Below are 21,657 nucleotides of genomic sequence, written 5' to 3' on the forward strand. Positions count from 1 at the left end.
TGTAGGAGTGAGCCTGGTCGCGATGAGGCCTTAACATTCAACACTAATGCTGACTGTTAAATAGCTATCGCGAGCAGGCTCACTCCTACATTGGATCTGCGGGGCTTGCGAGTGTGGTTACTGCTTTTCGAGCAACCACTTGCGCTCGCCCGGCGTGTACTGCGGCATTTCATCAGCCAATGCCGTGTTCACCGCCTGGAAAATCTCCAGTTCCTTGCCCTTGCGCGCAAAGATGTAGGCATTGCCCTGACCGTTGAGTTGCAGCCACATGTTGTCATTGGTGCTGCTCATCGACGCGCAATCACCTGCCAGGCACAGGGCATACCGATCGGCACCCGGCAAACCGGAGACCTGGCCATCGGCCTGGAACTGCACGGTGTTGCCTTCACCCTGACCGCTGGCGATTTTCCAGCTGCCGCCCATGTAAGCGGAATACAGCGCGCGTTCGAAACTGGCGCCGATCGGTGCGCCTTCCGGCACCGGGATCTGGGCGCGGTCGAAGACCTGTTCCGGTTCGTTGTCGCTGGCGGCTTGCTGCAGTTGTCCGCCATCGCGTTTCAGCTCGCTGGCGGAGCTGCCATAGAAGTCGACTTTCCAGGCGCCGGACTGTTCGCCCAGCAGCCGCCCTTCGACGTTCTCGAAACCGTTGGTGTAGCGGGCCTGACTGGCCTTGGTGTTGACGTCCCACTCCAGGTTCGGGCCGTAAGCCTGAAGCGCTTCGCGCAGGGGGCCGCCCTTGGCTGCGGCATCGATCGCCACCTGGTTGATCCAGGTGCCGCTGATGTCACGATCGGCAGGGTTGCTGGCGCAGCCGCCGAGGAAAATGGCGAGCAGCGGGAGAGCTAGCGCTTTGCGCATGGTGGAATCCTTTCAAAACCTTGTCTTGCTGAGCAGTCGGCGCGGCGTTTGAAGGCCGCGCCGTGCGCATTACTCGATGACCAGAATGGCATCCATTTCAACCTGCGAACCCTTTGGCAGGGCAGCAACGCCGATGGCGGCGCGGGCCGGGTATGGCTGGTCAAAGTACTTGCCCATGATCTCGTTGACCTTGGCGAAGTGGCTCAGGTCGGTGAGGAAGATGTTCAGTTTGACGATGTCCTTGAACGAACCGCCGGCCGCTTCGGCCACGGCCTTGAGGTTCTCGAACACCTGGACGGTCTGGGCTTCGAAGCCTTCAACCAGTTCCATGGTTTTTGGGTCCAGAGGAATCTGGCCCGACATGTAGACGGTGTTGCCAGCCTTGATTGCCTGGGAATAGGTGCCGATGGCAGCCGGGGCCTTGTCGCTGGTGATAACAGTCTTGGTCATGTATGACTCCTTGTTAGATGTGAGTTATGCACGCATGCGGGTAATGCGGATTACCCCGGTCAGGGCGCGCAGCTTCTTGATCACGCGGGCCAGGTGCACACGATCGTGGACGCTGACCACCAGTTGCACGACGCTGATGCGACCATCGCGTTCGTCCATGCTGATTTTCTCGATATTGCCATCGGCCGCGTTGACGCTGCTGGCCAGCAGCGCGATCAGGCCGCGTTGGTGTTCCAGCTCGACGCGCAGTTCGACGTTGAATTCGCCGGTGACATCCTTGGCCCACGAGAGCTGGATGCATTTTTCCGGGTTGTGCCTGATTTCACTGATGTTGCGGCAGTTGTCCAGGTGCACGACCATGCCTTTGCCCGCCGACAGGTGCCCGACAATCGGGTCGCCCGGGATCGGCGTGCAGCATTTGGCATAGCTGAGGACCAGGCCTTCGGTGCCGCGAATCGCCAGCGGACCTTCCGGACTCGGCAGCTGTTCGCCTTCGCCAAGCAGACGGCGGGCGACCACGTAAGCCATGCGGTTGCCCAGGCCAATGTCTTCGAGCAGGTCTTCGATCAGTTCGAGGCGGTACTCGGTGAGCATCGCTTTGACGCGTTCGGCCGGGATCTTCTCCAGCGAACTGTCGAAACCGTTGAGCACTTTGTTCAGCAAGCGTTCGCCAAGGCTGATGGACTCCGAGCGGCGTTGCAGTTTCAGCGCATGGCGGATGTGCGTGCGCGCCTTGCCGGTGACCACGAAGTTGAGCCAGGCCGGATTCGGCCGCGCGCCGGGCGCGCTGACGATCTCGACCGTGGAGCCACTTTGCAGCGGCTCGGACAGCGGCGCGAGACGACGGTTGATCCGGCAGGCGATGCAGCTGTTGCCGACGTCAGTGTGCACCGCGTAGGCGAAGTCGACCGCCGTGGAGCCTTTCGGCAGCTCCATGATCCGGCCTTTTGGCGTGAACACGTAGACCTCGTCCGGGAACAGGTCGATCTTCACGCTCTCGATGAATTCCAGCGAGTTGCCGGCGCGTTGCTGCATTTCCAGCACGCCTTTGACCCACTGGCGGGCGCGGGCGTGAGTGCCTTTCGGCTGCTCGTCACCGCTGGATTTGTACAGCCAATGGGCAGCAATGCCGTTGTTGGCCATCTCTTCCATTTCGCGGGTACGGATCTGGATCTCGATCGGTACGCCGTGCATGCCGAACAATGTCGTGTGCAGCGACTGATAGCCGTTGGCTTTGGGGATCGCGATGTAATCCTTGAAGCGCCCCGGCAACGGTTTGTACAAATTATGCACAGCGCCTAGCACGCGGTAGCAGGTATCGACCTTGTCGACGATGATCCGGAACGCATAGACGTCCATGATCTCGTTGAAGGCCCGACGCTTGCCGCGCATTTTCTTGTAGATGCCGTAGAGGTGTTTCTGGCGACCGCTGACTTCACCCTGGATGCCGTCGATGGCGAGGCAATGGCCGAGGGATTCTTCGATCTTGTTGACGATTTCCTTGCGGTTGCCCCGGGCGCGTTTGACCGCCTGGTAGATCCGCGCCGAACGCATCGGGTGCATGGCCTTGAAGCCGAGGTCTTCGAATTCGATACGAATGGCATGCATGCCCAGCCGGTTGGCGATGGGCGCGTAGATCTCGAGGGTTTCCTTGGCGATGCGCCGGCGCTTTTCGCCGGACAGCACTTCCAGCGTGCGCATGTTGTGCAGGCGGTCGGCGAGCTTGACCAGGATCACGCGAATGTCGCGGGCCATGGCCATGGCCATTTTCTGGAAGTTTTCAGCCTGAGCTTCGGCCTTGGTCTCGAAATTCATCTGGGTCAGTTTGCTGACCCCGTCGACCAGTTCGGCCACGGTTTCACCGAACTGCGCTTGCAGCGCTTCTTTGGCGATACCGGTGTCTTCGATCACGTCATGCAGCATCGCCGCCATCAGGCTCTGATGGTCCATGTGCATGTCGGCAAGAATATTGGCCACGGCAAGAGGATGCGTGACATACGCCTCGCCGCTGCGACGACGCTGACCGTCATGGGCTTGTTCGGCGTAGAAATACGCTCGGCGGACCAGATTGACCTGGTCATTGCCGAGGTAGGTCGATAAGCGATCGGCGAGGGCGTCTATGCTCGGCATGATGACTCCTGCCGTTCGCTGTGACCCCGCGCCGTGCTACGTCGACCAGGCATAGGCTTAGACGGCCTCGTTGGACTCGTCCTCGAACGCTGCGAACAGCGGTTCGTCTTCGACGATTTCAGCGTTGGCGATGAACTCGTAGCTCATCAGGCCTTCAGCGATTTCACGCAGCGCTACAACGGTAGGCTTGTCGTTTTCCCACTGAACCAGTGGCTCTTTGCCGCCGGTGGCCAGTTGACGGGCACGTTTGGTAGAGAGCATGACCAGCTCAAAACGGTTTTCCACGTGGTTCAGGCAGTCTTCAACGGTTACGCGGGCCATGGTATTCCTCGGAGCGAATGCAAGATGCGCGCTGCCCGGTTGGGCGAGCGGACTCAACAGTTTAAAAAATCACCAGCGATTAGGGAAGCGCTGATTTTTTAACCAAGCCCTTCAACGCGCCACAAGTGCCAATGTAAAGCCCTTGCAGCGGTTTTGGGAAGTACTGATTAGCCGAGCAATTCGGCCAGTAATTTGCCGAAACGCACCTGTTGGCGTTTCTGTTGCAGCTGATTGGCGCGGAAAATCGCCTTCAGATCGTCCAGCGCGTGGCCGAAATCGTCATTGATGATCAGGTAGTCGTACTCGACATAGTGGCTCATTTCACTGACGGCTTCGCGCATCCGGCCGGCAATGATCTCGTCGCTGTCCTGGCCGCGGTTGGTCAGGCGCTGATGCAATGCTTGTAGCGACGGCGGCAGGATGAAGATCGAACGTGCCTGCGGCATCAGCTTGCGCACTTGTTCGGCGCCTTGCCAGTCGATTTCCAGAATCAGGTCGTGACCCTCGTCCAGAGTTTGCTGCAGGCGGCTTTGCGAGGTGCCGTAGAAGTTGCCGAAGACTTCGGCGCGCTCGAGGAAGTCGCCGTGCTCGCCCATCTTCACGAACTCTTCGCGGGACACGAAGTGATAGTTAACGCCATCCACTTCACCTGGGCGCATGGCACGGGTGGTGTGGGAGATCGATACGCGAATCTCCGGATTGGCATCGGTCAAAGCCTTGACCAGGCTGCTTTTGCCCGCGCCCGATGGCGCGGAAATGATGTACAGGGTGCCGGTGCTGTGGGTCATGTCTGTTGCCTTACTCAATATTCTGCACTTGTTCGCGCATCTGCTCGATCAACACCTTGAGGTTGACGGCGGCCTGGGTGCTGCGCGGGTCGAAGGCCTTGGAGCCCAGTGTGTTGGCTTCGCGGTTGAGTTCCTGCATCAGGAAGTCGAGGCGGCGCCCGGCCGCACCACCGGACTTGAGTACCCGGCGAACTTCGATGATGTGGGTGCTCAGGCGATCCAGCTCTTCGGCCACATCGCTTTTTTGCGCGAGGATGACCATTTCCTGTTCCAGACGCTGCGGATCCAGTTCGGCCTTCATGTCGGCGAAACGGTCGAGAACCTTCTGACGCTGGGTTGCGAGCATCTGCGGAACCAGTTCACGCAGGGTCACGACGTCTTCTTCAATGGATGTCAGGCGTTCGTTGATCAGTCGAGCCAGCTCCGAACCTTCACGCTCGCGGCCCGCTTTTAAATCTTTCAAACCTTGATTGAACAGGGCAAGGGCTTCGGCATTCAGCGCTTGCGGATCACTTGCATCTGCAACCAGTACGCCAGGCCAGGCCAGTACTTCCAGCGGGTTCAGCGCGGCCGGATTCTTGATCAGCCCGGCAACGGTCTCGGCGGCGGCGACCAGTTGCGCGGCGCGCTCGCGATCGACTTGCAGCGGCTTGCCGGTGCTTTCTTCGGTGAAGCGCAGGGTGCATTCCAGTTTGCCTCGCGACAGGCCTTGACGCAGGGCTTCGCGGACGGCGCCCTCGAGGTCGCGAAACGACTCCGGCAGACGCAAGTGCGGTTCCAGATAGCGGCTGTTGACCGAGCGCAGTTCCCAGCTCAGGGTGCCCTGGACGCCGGCTTTTTCGACGCGGGCGAAGGCGGTCATGCTGTGCACCATGGCGGTGACCTCGCAATGCAGATCGGCGCGGAACTGCGGTTCCGCGGGCGCGATATGAATGAATTTAAGCCGACTGGCAGCAAAGGCGCAGGATTGTAGCGCAGTGCGGCGAATGCGCCCAAACACACGGTGTGACAAAGGGCTGCAGCCCGTCGGTAATGCGTGGTTCAGGGGCCTCGGTCGTCGGTACGGATTTTTAACAAGTGCCCAGCGACGGTGCAGGGCTCTATAATGCTCGGCAGTTTTCCGTCCCCAGTACAGGTATTCCCTATGAAACGTCCAAGTGGTCGCGCTGCCGATCAGCTTCGCTCGATCCGCATTACCCGCAACTACACCAAACACGCCGAGGGATCCGTACTGGTCGAATTCGGTGATACCAAAGTCATCTGCACCGTCAGCGTCGAAAACGGCGTGCCGCGTTTCCTCAAGGGTCAGGGCCAGGGTTGGTTGACCGCCGAGTACGGCATGCTGCCGCGCGCCACTGGCGAGCGTAACCAGCGTGAAGCGAGCCGTGGCAAGCAAGGCGGCCGCACGCTGGAAATCCAGCGTCTGATCGGCCGTTCGCTGCGCGCAGCACTGGACATGTCGAAGCTGGGCGACGTGACCCTGTATGTCGACTGCGACGTGATTCAGGCTGACGGCGGTACGCGTACCGCTTCCATCACCGGTGCCATGGTTGCACTGGTCGATGCGCTGAAAGTGATCAAGAAGCGTGGCGGCCTGAAAGGCGGCGACCCGCTCAAGCAAATGATCGGTGCGGTATCGGTTGGCATGTATCAGGGTGAGCCTGTGCTGGATCTGGACTATCTTGAAGATTCCGCCGCCGAGACTGACCTCAACGTAGTCATGACCAGTACCGGTGGTTTCATCGAAGTGCAGGGCACCGCCGAAGGCGCGCCGTTCCAGCCTGAAGACCTGAACGCGATGCTGGAACTGGCCAAGAAAGGCATGAACGAGATTTTCGAACTGCAAAAGGCTGCACTGGCCGACTGAGCAGGTTCCAACCCGCAAGGAGGACGCGATGAGTGACGAGCAAGAGCTGCTGCCCAAACCGAGCCAGGAGGTTCGCCAATGGGCGATGTTTTGTCATCTGTCTGCCTTGCTGGGGATCTGGATTCCGTTCGGCAATCTGATCGGGCCTTTGATCCTGTGGCAGATGAAACGCGAGTCGGATCCGTTTATTGATGCCCAGGGTAAGGAAGCGCTGAATTTTCAGATCACCGTGGCGATTGCTGCGGCGATCTGCCTGTTGCTCATGGTGCTGATCATCGGCTTCTTCCTGCTCGGTCTGCTGGCCATCGGAGCGCTGGTCTTGACGATCATCGCCGGAGTGAAGGCCAACGAAGGTTTTCCTTATCGTTATCCGTTCACCTGGCGGTTGATCAAATAACGGTCGGCGCAAACTCCCCCGTGGGAACTGTTGTAATTCGTAGCGCTTAAAAATAAATGCCCTGACTAGTCAGGGCATTTGTATTTTTGCAACTGGATTAATTTCCTTGGTGCGTAGGATTAGTCTATTTGCGATGACTGGACGCATAAGCTGTTACATCAATTTCGTGTTTACACTTTTAGTCACAACTGCGGCGCCATAGTGCTGTCCGCGATCTTGGCAATTGGACTTCGTGGTTGTTAAAGTCGTCGCACGTTATATTCCTGTTGAAATATTTCGATATATTCAGACCATCGAAGGTTCTTGAATTTCACAGCAATCAGTGTTGAGACGATCAGCCGGTTCATGGGGCGTGGTTAGGTAAAACGTGCGCCTCTGAATTTATAGCCAAGAATAATCCCAATGATTCAGCTTGATTTTTATGGAACGCTTGTAGCTGCCTCCTTAGTGCTTCTGCTGGGACGCGGACTTGTTACACGTGTCGGATGTTTGCGTAATTACAATATCCCCGAGCCCGTCGCAGGCGGTTTAGTGGTTGCTCTGGTTTTATTGGTGTTGCGCACTTTCGATATTGAGATTCGATTCGACACTTCCCTGCAGATGCCGTTGATGTTGGCATTTTTTGCCACCATCGGATTGAGTGCAGACTTTGCCAGCCTGAAGAAGGGTGGCCGGGTCGTCGGTATATTTCTATTGGCGGTCACCGGGCTTCTGGTCGTTCAGAACGCCATGGGCATCGGCCTGGCGACAATGCTCGGGCTGGATCCGTTGATGGGCTTGCTGACGGGCTCGATCACCTTGGCGGGCGGCCACGGTACGGGTGCTGCGTGGGGAACGGTGTTCAGCGAGAAATACGGCCTGGCGTCTGCTTCCGAACTGGCGATCGCCTCTGCGACATTCGGCCTGGTGCTGGGTGGCTTGATTGGTGGCCCGGTGGCTCGCCTGCTGATCAAGCGCGTTCAAGTGCCGGGCTGCAATCCACAGGAAACGCCACGGTTGCCAAAGGGGTTTGAGCAGCCGAACAAAGAGCGCTCGATTACGCCGTTTTCGTTTATCGAGACCCTGGCCTTGATCGCAGTCAGCCTGCTGGGCGGCAACCTCTTGAATGGCCTGCTGCAAGGAACGGCGTTTGAGTTGCCGACGTTTGTCTGCGTGCTGTTCGTCGGGGTCGTTCTGCGTAACGGGTTGTCAGCGCTGGGCTTGTATCAGGTGTTCGAGCGCGAAGTTTCTGTGCTGGGAAATGTCAGCCTGTCGCTGTTCCTCGCAATTGCCTTGATGTCGCTCAAATTGTGGGATCTGGCCGCTCTGGCGTTGCCGATCTTCATCATTCTGGCTGTACAAGCCTTGGTCATGGCGCTCTTTGCGATCTTCGTGACGTTCAGAATGATGGGTAGCAACTACGATGCGGCGGTATTGGCAGCAGGCCACTGCGGTTTCGGGCTGGGCGCGACGCCAACGGCCATCGCCAACATGCAGGCGGTGACTCAGCGCTACGGGCCTTCGCAGATTGCGTTTCTAGTGGTGCCGATGGTGGGCGCGTTCTTCATCGACATCATTAACGTGATCGTTATCAAGCTGTACCTGGCACTGCCGTTTTTCGCTGCCGTCTGATCCACGGCTCATGTCCGGCAGATCGTTGATCTGCTTTAGCGTGGGTTAGCGCATAAAAAATGCCCGTATCGTTTGATACGGGCATTTTTTTGTCTGCGAATTGACGCTTAGATGGTCAGCGTCCAGTCGTAGTCGACGATCAGCGGCGCGTGCTGCGAGAACCGCGGCTGACGTGGCAGGCGTGCACTGCGTACAAAACGGCGCAGGCCTGGCGTCAGGATCTGGTAGTCGAAGCGCCAGCCGAGATTGAGCATCTCGGCCTGTTCGTTGTCCGGCCACCAGCTGTACTGGTCACCTTCACGGCTGACTTCGCGCAGGGCATCGACATAGCCCATGTTGCCGACAATCTCGTCCATCCAGGCGCGTTCTGGCGCCAGGAAGCCCGGGGATTGCTGGCTGTCGCGCCAGTTCTTGATGTCGAGCTTCTGCTGCGCCACGTACAGCGAGCCACAGTAGATGTACTCGCGACGTTTGCGTCGCTGTTTGTCCAGATACTTGCCGAAGTCGTCCATGAGCTTGAACTTCTGGTTCAAGTCCTCATCGCCGTTCATCCCCGAAGGAAGCAGCAAGGTGGCAATACTGACTTTGTCGAAATCTGCTTGCAGGTAGCGCCCGTAGCGGTCGGCCGTCTCGAAACCGAGACCGCTGATGACAGCCTTCGGTTGCAACCGCGAATACAAAGCCACGCCGCCTTGGGCAGGGACTTCAGCATCGCAGGCATAAAGGAAGTAGCCATCCAGTTGGAAGGCTGGGTCATCCAGTTCAAAGGCGGAGGCACGGGTGTCCTGCAGGCAGATGACGTCGGCATTCTGTGCTTGCAGCCAACTGAGCAAACCACGCTCGACTGCAGCCTGAATACCATTGACGTTCACACTGATGATCCGCATAAATGGCCCCAAAAATCGCGTGCGTGTATGATACACGGCGTCAAGCTAATTAGCTAAATCCGTGGTATTTGGGGTTTTTTTCATGCAAGCGTATCAGCGCGATTTCATTCGTTTTGCCATCGATCGCGGCGTTTTGCGCTTCGGTGAGTTCACCCTGAAGTCCGGGCGCACCAGTCCCTACTTCTTCAATGCCGGTCTGTTCAACTCGGGTTCGGCCCTGGCGCAGCTCGGGCGTTTCTACGCTGCGGCCATTGCCGAGAGCGGCATTCCCTTCGACGTGCTGTTCGGTCCGGCCTACAAAGGCATCCCGTTGGCGGCAACCACCGCCGTCGCATTGGCTGAACACCACAACCGTGACCTGCCATGGTGCTTCAACCGCAAGGAAGCCAAGGCCCACGGCGAAGGCGGCAGTCTGGTCGGCGCACCGTTGACCGGCGAAGTGCTGATCATCGATGACGTGATTACCGCCGGTACCGCAATCCGCGAAGTGATGCAGATCATCGCTTCCCAGGACGGCGCCAAGGCTGCAGGCGTGCTGATCGCCCTGAACCGTCAGGAGCGTGGCAACGGCGAGTTGTCGGCCATCCAGGAAGTCGAGCGCGATTTCGGCATTCCGGTGATCAGCATCGTTTCGCTGAATCAGGTGCTGGAATTCCTCGCGGACGATCCGCAGCTCAAGCAGCACCTGCCGGCCGTGGAAGCCTACCGCGCCCAGTTCGGCGTGTAATCGCAGTTTCCTTTGTAGGAGCTGCCGAAGGCTGCGATCTTTTGATCTTGTTTTTAAAAAGCAAAAGTCAAAAGATCGCAGCCTGCGGCAGCTCCTACAGGGATTGCAGGCAAAAAAAGACCCCGCTCAGTCAGGCTGAGCGGGGTCTTTTTATGTGCGCTTCCGGTTAAGGACGCTTGCGATTACTGATCAGCGTACCTACACCGGTGTCGGTGAAGATTTCCAGCAGGATCGCGTTCGGTACGCGACCGTCGATGATCAGCGAGCTGCCCACGCCGCCCTGAACCGCTTCCAGTGCACAGCGGATCTTCGGCAGCATGCCGCCGTAGATCGTGCCGTCGGCGATCAGGTCATCGACCTGCTGGGTGCTCAGGCCGGTCAATACCGTACCTGACTTGTCCATCAGACCGGCGATGTTGGTCAGCAGCATCAGCTTCTCGGCTTTCAGCGCTTCGGCGACTTTACCGGCCACCAAGTCGGCGTTGATGTTGTACGACTCGCCGTTCTCACCCACGCCGATCGGCGCGATCACCGGGATGAAGTTGCCTTTGACCAGCAGGTTCAGCAGTTCGGTGTTGATCCCGACCACTTCGCCGACCTGGCCGATGTCGATGATTTCCGGCTGGGTCATCTCCGGAGTCTGACGGGTAACGGTGAGCTTCTTCGCACGAATCAGCCCGGCGTCTTTACCGGTCAGGCCGATGGCGCTGCCGCCGTGACGGTTGATCAGGTTGACGATGCTTTTGTTGACCTGGCCGCCAAGGACCATTTCCACCACGTCCATGGTCGCGGCGTCGGTGACACGCATGCCGTCGACGAAGTGGCTTTCGATCGACAGACGCTTGAGCAGATCACCGATCTGCGGGCCGCCGCCGTGCACGACCACCGGGTTGATGCCCACGGCTTTCATCAAGACGATGTCGCGGGCGAAGCCGGTTTTCAGCTCCTCGCTTTCCATCGCGTTGCCGCCGTATTTGATCACCAGGGTCTTGCCGACATAACGTCGGATGTAAGGCAACGCTTCGGACAGGACCTGGGCGGTATGGGCGGCGGCTTCGCGTTCGAGGGTCATTCAGGGCTCCGGGTGAATCAGAACGGTAGTTGGAGATCAGGTGCAACGCGTTTCAGTTGGGCGTGGAACACATCCTTGATGCGCTGCAATTCAGCCTCGTCATCGGCCTCGAAGCGCAGCACCAGCACCGGTGTGGTGTTGGACGCGCGCACCAGGCCCCAGCCTTTGGCGTAGTCGACTCGCACGCCGTCAATGGTGGTCAGGTCAGCGCCTGCGCCCCACTGTGCATCGTGCAATGCATCAATGATGCTGAATTTGCTCTCTTCGGTCACATGGATATTGATTTCCGGCGTAGAAATATCGTTCGGGAAGGTCGCAAACAGCTCCTCCGCCGTGGATTTTTCCTTGCTGAGGATCTCCAGCAGCCGTGCAGCGCTGTAGATGCCGTCGTCGAAACCGAACCAGCGTTCCTTGAAGAAGATGTGCCCGCTCATTTCACCGGCCAATAGCGCACCGGATTGTTTCATTTTCTTTTTGATCAACGAATGACCGGTCTTCCACATTAGCGGGCGACCACCGTATTCCTTGATCAGCGGCACCAGGCGGCGGGTGCATTTGACGTCGAAGATGATCTCCGCGTCCGGATTGCGCGCCACAACGTCGCGGGCAAACAGCATCAGCAGGCGATCCGGGTAGACGATGCTGCCGGTGTTGGTCACCACGCCAACGCGGTCGCCGTCGCCGTCGAAAGCCAGACCGAGGTCGGCGTTGGTTTCTTTGACCTTGGCGATCAGGTCGACGAGATTTTCAGGCTTGCCCGGGTCCGGGTGATGGTTGGGGAAGTTGCCGTCGACTTCGCAGAACAGCGGGATGACTTCGCAGTTCAGCGCTTCGATCAGTTGCGGGGCGATCACGCCGGCCGCTCCGTTGCCGCAGTCGACCACGACTTTCATGCGTCGGGACAGTTTCACGTCCTGGACGATCTCGGTGTTGTAGCGATCAAGGATCTCGACCTGAGTGACGCTGCCGGCGCCGCTGCTCAGGTTGTTGGTCTTGATGCGCTCGTGCAGCACCTGAATCTGTTCATTGGCGAGGGTATCGCCAGCGATAACGATCTTGAAACCGTTGTAATTCGAAGGGTTGTGGCTGCCGGTGAGCATCACCCCGGATTTGCCGACCAGCACGTTGGCGGCGTAGTACAGCGCCGGCGTCGGTACGAGGCCGACGTCGCTGACGTGGCAACCGCTTTCGGCGATACCGCGAATCAGCTCGGCAACCAGCTCAGGGCCGGACAAGCGGCCGTCACGACCGACGGAGACGTTCGGCTCGCCCTCGGCCAGGCTTTGCGAACCAATGGCGCGACCAATCCAGTAAGCGGTTTCGGCATTGAGGAATTCCGGCACGGTGCCGCGAATGTCATAGGCGCGGAAAATGCTGTCGGGCAGCTTCGGGGCAATCTTGGCTGGGGTGCTCATCTACGGAAATGCTCCATCTCGAAAGTGGCGGGACAGACCGACGAATCGTTCGACGGCAGGCTCAAACTGAAGGGTATGACGGCGTTTTCCACAGAGAGTTCGTGGTGTGAAAGGGCCATGACGCCTCGGCTGGCGTGGCTTTCGGCCGGCAAAACCTTGATTTTCGGTGTTAAAACCTGCCGCACAAATTGCACAAATTTCTCTCCTGTAGGAGCTGCCGAAGGCTGCGATCTTTTGATTTTGTTTTTAAAGAATCAAGATCAAAAGATCGCAGCCTGCGGCAGCTCCTACATGGATTATTTGGTGCCTGTGTGGCCAAATCCGCCGGTGCCGCGTTCGGTTTCGACGAACTCTTCAACCATTTCGAAGTGCGCCTGTACCACCGGTACCAGCACCAGTTGTGCCAGACGTTCGCCGACGGTCATGGTGAAGTCGGTCTGGCCACGGTTCCAGCAGGACACCATCAGTGGGCCCTGATAATCGGAGTCGATCAGGCCGACGAGGTTGCCCAGCACGATGCCGTGTTTATGGCCCATACCCGAGCGCGGCAGGATCAGCGCGGCGAGGTTCGGGTCGCCAATGTACACCGACAGGCCGGTAGGGATCAGCACGGTTTCACCCGGCTTGATGACGATGTCCTGTTCCAGCATGGCGCGCAGGTCGAGGCCGGCGGAGCCCGGGGTGGCGTATTGCGGCAGCGGGAAATCGGTGCCGATGCGTGGGTCGAGGATCTTGGCTTGCAAAGCTTGCATGTAAATTAAACCTGGTTCAGACGTTCGGCGATAAAAGTGACCAGTTGGCGAGCGATCTTGCTCTTGCTGGTCTGGGCGAAAACCGTGGCGTGCAGCTCACGGTCAATCACGCTGCAGGCGTTTTCTTCGCTGTTGAAACCGATGCTCGGGTTGGCAACGTCGTTGGCGACGATCAAATCGAGATTCTTGTCCTTCAGCTTGCGTGCAGCGTAGTCGAGCAGGTGTTCGGTCTCGGCGGCGAAGCCGACACTGAACGGACGGTCGGGACGGGTCGCGATGGTGGCCAGGATGTCCGGGTTACGCACCATTTGCAGGACGAAGCCGTCACCGCTCGCAGGGTCTTTCTTGAGTTTTTGCGGGGCAACGACTTCCGGGCGGTAGTCCGCGACTGCTGCCGAAGAGATGAATACGTCACACGGGATCGCGGCTTCGCACGCGGCGAGCATGTCACGGGCGCTGACCACGTCGATGCGGGTGACACGATCCGGGGTCGGCAGGTGCACCGGGCCGCTGATCAGGGTTACGCGGGCACCAGCCTCCACGGCGGCTTCGGCGAGGGCAAAGCCCATTTTGCCGGAGCTGTGGTTGGTGATGTAGCGCACCGGGTCGATGTTTTCCTGGGTCGGGCCGGCAGTGATGACCACGTGTTTGCCAGTCAATGCCTGACGCTGGAAGCAGTCCGCCGCGCATTGCGCCAGATCGGTGGCTTCCATCATCCGGCCCATGCCGACGTCGCCGCAGGCCTGGCTTCCGGAGGCCGGGCCGAAGGTCTTCAGGCCACGGCTTTCAAGGAGTTGCAGGTTGGCCTGGGTCGCCGGATCACGCCACATGGCTTGGTTCATGGCCGGAGCAACGGCCACGACGGCGTCGGTGGCCAGCACCAGAGTCGTCAGCAGATCGTTGGCAATGCCTTGGGCCAGACGAGCGAGCAGGTCGGCGGTGGCCGGGGCGATCAGCACCAGATCGGCCCACTTGGCCAGTTCGATATGGCCCATCGCCGCTTCTGCGGCCGGGTCGAGCAGATCAAGGTGGACCGGGTGCCCGGACAGGGCCTGCATGGTCAGCGGGGTGATGAACTCGGCGCCGCCATGGGTCATGACCACGCGCACTTCGGCACCCTGGTCGATCAGGCGCCGAACCAGATCGGCGCTCTTGTAGGCCGCGATGCCGCCGCCGACGCCCAGAACGATGCGTTTCCGATACAGCCGCTGCATAGGTCTGCCTTTCATTTCGTTGGTGACATACGTGGCGAAACCCCCTCCCCAGGGTGAATTCGCCCGCAAAAAAGATGGGCTACGATATCACAGCGACCGCTACGGAACAGCGGCGCCCACAGACAAGGAATGTGTATGAGTATTCGCGATTGGCCTGCGGCGGAACGGCCGCGGGAAAGGTTACTTGAACAGGGTTCTGCGAGCCTTTCGGACGCCGAGTTACTGGCGATTTTTTTGCGCACGGGAGTCTCTGGAAAAAGCGCTGTGGACTTGGCGCGACACTTGTTGAATCAGTTCGGCAGCCTGCGTTTGTTGCTTGAGGCCGATCAGGAAGCATTCAGCAAACAGTTGGGGTTGGGACCCGCAAAGTTTGCACAGTTGCAGGCTGCTCAAGAAATGAACCGGCGGTATCTGGCCGAGCGCTCACGCAGAGAGCCGGCGCTGGAGAATCCGCAGGCTGTTCGCGATTACCTCAAATCCATGCTCCGACACGAGCCACACGAGGTGTTTGGTTGCCTGTTTCTGGACTCCAAGCATCAAGTATTGACGTTCGAGGCACTGTTTCGCGGTTCCATCGACAACACCAGTGTGCATCCGCGAGAAGTGGTGAAACGTGCCTTGGCGAATAACGCCGCGGCCGTGATCCTCTGCCACAACCATCCGTCGGGCAATACCGATCCCAGTCAGGCGGACAGGCAGCTGACAAAGCGGTTGCAGAAGGCGCTGGAGCTGATTGACGTGCGGGTGCTGGATCACTTCATCATTGGCGAAGGGGAGCCGCTGTCGATGGCGGAGTGTGGCTGGATGTAGTTCTCACGGGCAAAACGCAAATCCATGTAGGAGTGACCCTGCTCGCGATGGCGTCATTTCAGTCGGCTTATTCAGTGACTGGAAGATCGCTATCGCGAGCAGGCTCACTCCTACAGGTTTTGTGCAGGGCGGGTTATTTGAGATTGACCCTGGAGTAGTCCTGGCGACCGAATGGGCTCACCGAGTAACCCTGCACGTCCTTGCGCGTCAATGCGTACGCGGTTGGATGCGCCAGCGGCAGCCACAGCGCCTGCTGCTGAATCTGCGCCTGCGCCTGCTCGTAGAGCTTGGTGCGCACACCTTGTTCGCTGGTGGTCTTGCCGGCGCTGATGAGCTTGTCCAGATCGGCATTGCAGTAACGAGCGAAGTTGGTGCCGGACTTGACCGCCGCGCAGGAAAATTGCGGTGTGAGGAAGTTGTCCGGGTCGCCGTTGTCACCCGCCCAACCCATGAACAGCAGGTCATGCTCGCCGGCCTTGGCGCGGCGGATCAGTTCGCCCCACTCGATCACGCGGATTTCCGCCTGAATGCCGATCTCCGCCAGATCCGACTGCAGCATCTGTGCGCCGAGGCTTGGGTTCGGATTGAGCAGGCTGCCCGACGGCCGTGTCCAGATGGTGGTCTGGAAACCGTCCTTCAGACCGGCCTTGGCCATCAGCGCCTTGGCTTTAGCCACGTCGTGCGGGTAGCCCGGCAGGTTTTTCGCGTAGCTCCAGGTGTTCGGCGGATAAGGGCCGTTGGCGGCTTCGGCGGTGTCTTCGAACACGGCTTTGATGTAGTTGGCCTTGTCGAAGGCGAGGTTGATCGCCTGACGCACTTCCGGCTTGTCCAGCGGTGGGTGCTGGCTGTTGATGCCGACGAAAGCGGTCATGAACGCGTCAGTCTTTTCGACTTTCAGTGTCGGCTCTTTCAGCGCAGCCTGTACGTCCAGTGGCTTCGGCGAGAGGGCAATCTGGCATTCATTGCGCCGCAGTTTTTGCAGGCGCACGTTGGCGTCCGGGGTGATGGCGAAGATCAGCGGGTCCACCGATGGCTTGCCGGCGAAATAATCCGGGTTGGCCTTGTAGCGGATCGAGGCGTCTTTCTGGAAGCGGGTAAACACGAACGGGCCGGTGCCGATTGGCTGGCTGTTGAGCTTGTCCGTCGCATTGGCCTTTAGCAGTTTGTCAGCGTATTCAGCGGAGTAGACCGAGGCGAAACCCATGCTCAGCGTTGCCAGGAAGGTCGAGTCCGGGTGATCGAGGGTGAAGCGCACGGTCAGCGGATCCAGTGCGTCGATCTTCTTGATCAGTGCCGGCAACTGCATCGATTGCGCGTGGGGGAATCCGCTTTGGGCGACTTTGTGCCATGGGTTGGCCGGGTCGAGCATGCGGTCGAAACTGAATTTGACGTCTTCTGCTGTCAGCTCGCGGCTTGGCTTGAAGTAGTCGGTGGTGTGAAACTTCACCTGCGGGTGCAGTTTGAATACGTAGGTCAGGCCGTCGGTGCTGACTTCCCAGCTGTCGGCCAGGCTCGGGACGACCTTGCCGCTGGCGGTATCGAACTCCACCAGGCGGTTCATCAGCACGTCAGCCGAGGCATTGGTGGTGGTCAGCGAGTTGTATTGCACCACGTCGAACCCTTCAGGGCTGGCCTCGGTGCAGACGCTCAGCGCGGCGGCCTGGGCCAATGGGCTCAGCAGGAGCGGGGCGAGCAACAGGGGTAGGGCAGCGAGGCGCATGGTCGGCTTCCTTTTACAGATCGAAGGCCCATCTGCTAGTGCAGTCTGGAAAAGGCCTACCCTAGAGGTCGCGATTGCAAATGACTATCCCCTTTTTGTATTTTTGGGCCTGCTGTTATGCAGTTTCAGCTGGCGGTCGGCAACGCGACGGGCTCCAATCGTGCCCATGGGCGATTTTCTGCGACGAGTGGTAAAAACCGGTGTCAGCCTTTATCCAAAGCGCCCGCAGCCAAAAAATGCGCCTTTTTAGCGGTTCATTGCACATCGAATGTTGTTGCACCCCGGTCTTTCTGGTATAAAGCAGCGCTCTTTTCTAGGGGCCCGGTTCCTTCACTGTAGGTGTAGCCGGTAAGACCTCTAAAGAAACGCGGCGCCTGGCGCCAAATGACTGAGAGATTAAGCGGCCAACCCATGCCGGGTTGGGCATGTGGTTTTAGAGGGCTGAGGCATGTCGAGAGTATGTCAAGTTACCGGTAAGGGTCCGGTGACTGGGAATAACATTTCCCACGCAAACAACAAAACCCGTCGTCGTTTCCTGCCGAACCTGCAGCATCACCGCTTCTGGGTTGAAGAAGAGAAACGTTTTGTGCGTCTGCGCGTATCTGCAAAAGGCATGCGTATCATCGACAAGCGTGGCATCACTGTCGTGCTCGCCGAACTTCGCCGCGATGGCAAGATTTAAGGGAGCTAATCATGCGTGAATTGATTCGTTTGATCTCGAGCGCCGGTACTGGTCACTTCTACACTACCGACAAGAACAAGCGTACTACCCCGGACAAAATCGAGATCAAGAAATATGATCCGGTTGTTCGCAAGCACGTGATCTACAAGGAAGGCAAAATCAAGTAATTGATTTTTCCTGACTTACGAAAAAGGCCCGCATCTCACGATGCGGGCCTTTTTTGTTGCCTCGAATTTTGTAGCGCCTGTGCGGGCCTCATCGCGAGCAGGCTCACTCCTACATTGGAATGCGGTCACCTGTAGGAGTGAGCCTGCTCGCGATAGGGCCGGATCAGCCAGCTCAAATTTTCAAGCCTTCTGTTCGAAGATCACATAGATCTTGCGGCAAGCCTCCAGCACTTCCCAGGTACCACGGAACCCCGCCGGAATCACAAAACGGTCGCCAACACGCAAGGTCTTGGCATTACCGTCGCTATCACGCAGCACCGAAACCCCCTGCAAAATCTCGCAGTACTCATGCTCGGTGTAATTCACCGTCCACTGCCCAACCGCACCTTCCCACACGCCGACACCCATTTGCCCACAAGGGCTTTCGTATTGATGGAACACGGCTTGTTCGGGGTCGCCCTTGAGTACTTTGGCCGGGTCCGGGCGATAGCGTTCGGCTTCGCTGCTGGTCAGGCTGATGTCGACGACGTTCTGGATGTTCATTGTTGTTTTCTCCCGTGATGACGGCGCGGTGGCTTGAAAGGGCCAAAGTCTATGTTTATTAAAATGAACACCGCAAGGCCGTTTAGCGCGCTTATGTCAAATATATTGAAACAACCCCGGCCGCTGGTTTAGGGTGGCGGGTGCCTTGGGCCGAAAGCAGGCTGGCCGGGCAGAATTCCTGAAGACGTCCGCGAAAAACGCGGCGCTCTATTCAACAAGAGGAGGACACTCGAATGACCACCCTGACTCGTGCCGACTGGGAACAACGCGCCCGCGACCTGAAGATCGAAGGCCGCGCCTACCTCAACGGCGAATACACCGACGCCGTCTCCGGCGAGACCTTCGAGTGCATCAGCCCGGTTGATGGTCGTCTGCTCGGCAAGATTGCCAGCTGTGACGCCGCCGACGCCCAGCGTGCCGTGGAAAACGCCCGCGCCACGTTCAACTCCGGTGTCTGGTCGCGCCTGGCGCCGACCAAACGCAAAGCCACCATGATCCGTTTCGCCGGCCTGCTCAAACAGCACGCCGAAGAGCTGGCGTTGCTCGAAACCCTCGACATGGGCAAGCCGATCAGCGACTCGCTGTACATCGACGTTCCGGGCGCTGCGCAAGCGCTGAGCTGGAGCGGCGAGGCGATCGACAAGATCTACGACGAAGTCGCGGCCACCCCGCACGATCAACTGGGTCTGGTGACCCGCGAGCCAGTGGGCGTGGTCGGTGCCATCGTGCCGTGGAACTTCCCGTTGATGATGGCCTGCTGGAAACTCGGCCCGGCGCTGTCCACCGGTAACTCGGTGATCCTCAAGCCGTCGGAAAAATCCCCGCTGACCGCCATCCGTATCGCGGCACTGGCCGTCGAAGCCGGCATCCCGAAAGGTGTGCTCAACGTGTTGCCGGGTTACGGTCACACCGTCGGCAAGGCGCTGGCCCTGCACAACGATGTCGATACTTTGGTGTTCACCGGTTCGACCAAGATCGCCAAGCAGCTGATGATCTACTCCGGCGAATCGAACATGAAACGCGTCTGGCTGGAAGCCGGTGGCAAGAGCCCGAACATCGTCTTTGCCGATGCGCCGGATCTGCAGGCGGCTGCTGAATCTGCCGCCAGCGCCATCGCCTTCAACCAGGGCGAAGTCTGCACCGCCGGTTCGCGTCTGCTGGTCGAGCGTTCGATCAAGGACAAATTCCTGCCGATGGTTATTGAAGCGCTGAAAACCTGGAAACCGGGCAACCCGCTGGATCCGGCGACCAATGTGGGCGCGCTGGTCGATACCCAACAGATGAACACCGTGCTGTCCTACATCGAGTCGGGTCACACCGACGGCGCCAAACTGGTCGCCGGCGGCAAGCGCATCCTTCAGGAAACCGGTGGGACATACGTTGAGCCAACGATTTTTGACGGCGTGAGCAACGCGATGAAAATTGCCCAGGAAGAGATCTTCGGCCCGGTACTGTCGGTCATTGCTTTCGATACTGCCGAAGAAGCGATCCAGATTGCCAACGACACGCCTTACGGCCTGGCCGCGGCGGTGTGGACTCAGGACATCTCCAAGGCACACCTGACCGCCAAAGCGCTGCGCGCCGGCAGTGTGTGGGTCAACCAGTACGACGGCGGCGACATGACCGCACCATTCGGCGGCTTCAAGCAGTCGGGCAACGGTCGCGATAAATCGCTGCATGCGTTCGACAAGTACACCGAGCTGAAGGCGACGTGGATCAAGCTGTAAGTCGTTGACGGGAGCCTGCCTGGTCAGGTTCCTCAATGACAATGTGATCCCTTGTGGGAGCAAGCTTTTGTGGTGAGGGGATTTATCCCCGATCGGCTGCGAAGCAGTCGCAAAACCAATACACGCGGTGTATCTGATACTCCGCCGGTGCCGGTTTTGGGGTCGCTGCGCGACCCATCGGGGATAAATCCCCTCACCACAGGGTTTGCTCCCACATTTGGTTTTGTGGTTCTCATAAAAATAATCCACAGGAGCGTGGAACATGCGGTGGGCGACGTATTTCGCCGTGTTGGCGTCTGTCTTGAGTGTCGGCCTGGCCCTGGGGGTCAGCATGCCGTTGGTGTCGTTGCGCCTGGAAGGTTGGGGTTACGGCTCCTTCGCGATTGGCGTGATGGCGGCGATGCCGGCGATTGGCGTGTTGTTGGGCGCGAAGATTTCCAGTCATCTGGCGGCGCGTTTCGGCACGGCGAACCTGATGCGCCTGTGCCTGTGGGCCGGAGCGTTGTCGATCGGTTTGCTGGCGCTGCTGCCGAGTTATCCGATCTGGCTGGTGCTGCGCTTGATGATCGGCGTGATCCTGACCATCGTCTTCATCCTCGGCGAGAGCTGGATCAATCAACTGGTGGTCGAGCACTGGCGCGGGCGGCTGGTGGCGCTGTATGGCAGCAGCTATGCGTTGAGCCAACTGTCTGGCCCGTTGCTGCTGGGGGCGCTGGGCACCGAGCATGATTATGGTTTCTGGGTCGGTGTCGGCCTGCTGCTGGTTTCGCCTTTGCTGTTGCTGGGCCGCAGTGGTGCGCCGAGCAGTGAAGCGAGCAGCGTTACGTTTCGCGACTTGTGGGGCTTCGCTCGAGAACTGCCGGCGATCGCCTGGGCGGTGTCGTTGTTTGCCGCGTTCGAGGCGATGATCCTGACGCTGCTGCCGGTGTATTGCCTGCAGCAAGGCTTCACCGCCGAGATCGCGTTAGCGATGGTCAGCACCGTTGTGGTCGGCGATGCGCTACTGCAGTTACCTATTGGTGCGCTGGCGGACTACCTGTCGCGGCGCACATTGTTCACCGGCTGCGCAGTGATCCTGATGTTGTCGAGCCTGGCGATACCCATGCTGATCGATACGCTGTTGATCTGGCCGTTGTGGGTATTGTTCGGCGCCAGTGCCGGTGGTTTGTTTACCTTGTCACTGATTCTGATCGGCGAGCGTTATCGCGACGATGCGCTGGTGCGGGCCAATGCGCATATTGCGCAACTGTGGGGTGTGGGGTGTCTGATCGGGCCTTTGATGGCAGGGGCGGGCAGCCAGTGGATCAGCGGGCATGCGTTGCCGTTGTTGATGGCGGCGGGGGCGTTCGGGCTGGTCTTGCTGCTATTGCGCCAAGGTGCGTTTGGCCCAGTCACCGAACCTGCCTGACCCGAACCTGAAGCGCTGATGACCTGTGGCGAGGGGATTTATCCCGTTGGGCTGCGAAGCAGCCCCAAAACCTGCGATTGTGGTGCATCAGATACACGGCGTGCGATGGTT

The 21,657-nt window shown here is 59.0% G+C and carries 21 protein-coding genes and 1 pseudogene; 9 read left to right on the forward strand and 13 right to left on the reverse strand.

Annotated features, from left to right (window positions below; all coding sequences use genetic code 11):
- Nucleotides 1-117: 117 nt before the first annotated feature.
- From JFT86_RS07345 to JFT86_RS07370, 6 genes are all read right to left on the reverse strand, one after another.
- Nucleotides 118-858: a hypothetical protein gene (locus tag JFT86_RS07345; protein WP_201236301.1), complete on the reverse strand. Its 741-nt coding sequence runs from the start codon at nt 856-858 to the stop codon at nt 118-120.
- Between the two features lie 69 nt (nt 859-927).
- Nucleotides 928-1,308: a RidA family protein gene (locus JFT86_RS07350; RefSeq protein WP_003229509.1), complete on the reverse strand. Its 381-nt coding sequence runs from the start codon at nt 1,306-1,308 to the stop codon at nt 928-930.
- A 24-nt stretch (nt 1,309-1,332) separates the two neighbouring features.
- Nucleotides 1,333-3,438 (reverse strand): bifunctional GTP diphosphokinase/guanosine-3',5'-bis pyrophosphate 3'-pyrophosphohydrolase, encoded by a 2,106-nt coding sequence (gene spoT, locus JFT86_RS07355; RefSeq protein ID WP_007920338.1) that lies wholly within the window; start codon nt 3,436-3,438, stop codon nt 1,333-1,335.
- Nucleotides 3,439-3,495: 57 nt separating this feature from the next.
- A complete protein-coding gene (rpoZ, locus tag JFT86_RS07360) occupies nt 3,496-3,759 on the reverse strand; it encodes a DNA-directed RNA polymerase subunit omega (protein WP_007894670.1) in 264 nt (87 codons plus the stop codon).
- A gap of 167 nt (nt 3,760-3,926) precedes the next feature.
- The gene (gene gmk / locus JFT86_RS07365) at nt 3,927-4,547 is read right to left on the reverse strand and encodes a guanylate kinase (protein ID WP_201236302.1); all 621 of its coding nucleotides are present in this window, start codon (nt 4,545-4,547) and stop codon (nt 3,927-3,929) included.
- Between the two features lie 10 nt (nt 4,548-4,557).
- Nucleotides 4,558-5,421 carry a YicC/YloC family endoribonuclease gene (locus JFT86_RS07370; protein ID WP_103302951.1) on the reverse strand — a complete coding sequence of 288 codons (864 nt, stop codon included), beginning with the start codon at nt 5,419-5,421 and terminating at the stop codon, nt 4,558-4,560.
- Nucleotides 5,422-5,691: 270 nt separating this feature from the next.
- Between JFT86_RS07370 and rph the strand changes: the two genes are divergently transcribed.
- The 3 genes from rph (at nt 5,692) to gltS (ending at nt 8,422) form a co-directional block, all read left to right on the forward strand.
- The gene (gene rph / locus JFT86_RS07375; RefSeq protein WP_027610407.1) at nt 5,692-6,414 is read left to right on the forward strand and encodes a ribonuclease PH; all 723 of its coding nucleotides are present in this window, start codon (nt 5,692-5,694) and stop codon (nt 6,412-6,414) included.
- Between the two features lie 28 nt (nt 6,415-6,442).
- Nucleotides 6,443-6,811, forward strand: coding sequence for a DUF4870 domain-containing protein (locus JFT86_RS07380; RefSeq protein WP_201236303.1), 369 nt, complete (start codon nt 6,443-6,445; stop codon nt 6,809-6,811).
- Between the two features lie 402 nt (nt 6,812-7,213).
- Nucleotides 7,214-8,422, forward strand: coding sequence for a sodium/glutamate symporter (gltS, locus tag JFT86_RS07385; RefSeq protein WP_201231728.1), 1,209 nt, complete (start codon nt 7,214-7,216; stop codon nt 8,420-8,422).
- Between the two features lie 107 nt (nt 8,423-8,529).
- Here the strand turns inward: gltS and JFT86_RS07390 are convergent, their stop codons facing one another.
- Entirely contained in the window at nt 8,530-9,309 is a 780-nt protein-coding gene (locus tag JFT86_RS07390; RefSeq protein ID WP_007920349.1) for an exodeoxyribonuclease III, read from the reverse strand.
- 82 nt (nt 9,310-9,391) lie between these two features.
- Here JFT86_RS07390 and pyrE point away from each other — a divergent pair, with 82 nt between their 5' ends.
- Entirely contained in the window at nt 9,392-10,036 is a 645-nt protein-coding gene (gene pyrE / locus JFT86_RS07395; protein ID WP_007954442.1) for an orotate phosphoribosyltransferase, read from the forward strand.
- 166 nt (nt 10,037-10,202) lie between these two features.
- On the opposite strand, the gene argB is transcribed toward pyrE, so the two are convergent.
- From argB to coaBC, 4 genes and pseudogenes are all read right to left on the reverse strand, one after another.
- Nucleotides 10,203-11,108 carry an acetylglutamate kinase gene (gene argB, locus JFT86_RS07400; protein WP_003229488.1) on the reverse strand — a complete coding sequence of 302 codons (906 nt, stop codon included), beginning with the start codon at nt 11,106-11,108 and terminating at the stop codon, nt 10,203-10,205.
- Nucleotides 11,109-11,125: 17 nt separating this feature from the next.
- Nucleotides 11,126-12,529, reverse strand: a pseudogene (locus JFT86_RS07405) (phosphomannomutase/phosphoglucomutase); the annotation flags it as partial.
- Between the two features lie 290 nt (nt 12,530-12,819).
- Nucleotides 12,820-13,275: a dUTP diphosphatase gene (gene dut / locus JFT86_RS07410; protein ID WP_201236305.1), complete on the reverse strand. Its 456-nt coding sequence runs from the start codon at nt 13,273-13,275 to the stop codon at nt 12,820-12,822.
- Between the two features lie 5 nt (nt 13,276-13,280).
- Nucleotides 13,281-14,489 (reverse strand): bifunctional phosphopantothenoylcysteine decarboxylase/phosphopantothenate--cysteine ligase CoaBC, encoded by a 1,209-nt coding sequence (gene coaBC / locus JFT86_RS07415; protein WP_201238566.1) that lies wholly within the window; start codon nt 14,487-14,489, stop codon nt 13,281-13,283.
- 135 nt (nt 14,490-14,624) lie between these two features.
- On the opposite strand from coaBC, the gene radC reads away from it, so the two are divergent.
- Nucleotides 14,625-15,299, forward strand: a complete 675-nt coding sequence (radC, locus tag JFT86_RS07420; RefSeq protein WP_201236306.1) for a DNA repair protein RadC — start codon at nt 14,625-14,627, stop codon at nt 15,297-15,299.
- A gap of 133 nt (nt 15,300-15,432) precedes the next feature.
- Here the strand turns inward: radC and JFT86_RS07425 are convergent, their stop codons facing one another.
- The gene (locus tag JFT86_RS07425; RefSeq protein ID WP_201236307.1) at nt 15,433-17,019 is read right to left on the reverse strand and encodes an ABC transporter substrate-binding protein; all 1,587 of its coding nucleotides are present in this window, start codon (nt 17,017-17,019) and stop codon (nt 15,433-15,435) included.
- Nucleotides 17,020-17,467: 448 nt separating this feature from the next.
- Here JFT86_RS07425 and rpmB point away from each other — a divergent pair, with 448 nt between their 5' ends.
- Together rpmB and rpmG are read left to right on the forward strand one after the other, a co-directional pair.
- Nucleotides 17,468-17,701 (forward strand): 50S ribosomal protein L28, encoded by a 234-nt coding sequence (rpmB, locus tag JFT86_RS07430; protein ID WP_007920377.1) that lies wholly within the window; start codon nt 17,468-17,470, stop codon nt 17,699-17,701.
- Between the two features lie 11 nt (nt 17,702-17,712).
- Entirely contained in the window at nt 17,713-17,868 is a 156-nt protein-coding gene (gene rpmG, locus JFT86_RS07435) for a 50S ribosomal protein L33 (RefSeq protein ID WP_003177274.1), read from the forward strand.
- Nucleotides 17,869-18,048: 180 nt separating this feature from the next.
- Here the strand turns inward: rpmG and JFT86_RS07440 are convergent, their stop codons facing one another.
- Nucleotides 18,049-18,411: a cupin domain-containing protein gene (locus tag JFT86_RS07440; protein WP_064589815.1), complete on the reverse strand. Its 363-nt coding sequence runs from the start codon at nt 18,409-18,411 to the stop codon at nt 18,049-18,051.
- Nucleotides 18,412-18,644: 233 nt separating this feature from the next.
- Here JFT86_RS07440 and JFT86_RS07445 point away from each other — a divergent pair, with 233 nt between their 5' ends.
- Nucleotides 18,645-20,138 (forward strand): aldehyde dehydrogenase, encoded by a 1,494-nt coding sequence (locus JFT86_RS07445; protein ID WP_122596715.1) that lies wholly within the window; start codon nt 18,645-18,647, stop codon nt 20,136-20,138.
- 262 nt (nt 20,139-20,400) lie between these two features.
- The gene (locus JFT86_RS07450; RefSeq protein ID WP_201236308.1) at nt 20,401-21,546 is read left to right on the forward strand and encodes an MFS transporter; all 1,146 of its coding nucleotides are present in this window, start codon (nt 20,401-20,403) and stop codon (nt 21,544-21,546) included.
- Nucleotides 21,547-21,657 lie beyond the last annotated feature (111 nt).

Origin of the sequence: Pseudomonas sp. TH06, from assembly GCF_016651305.1 — a bacterium.
GTDB lineage: Bacteria > Pseudomonadota > Gammaproteobacteria > Pseudomonadales > Pseudomonadaceae > Aquipseudomonas.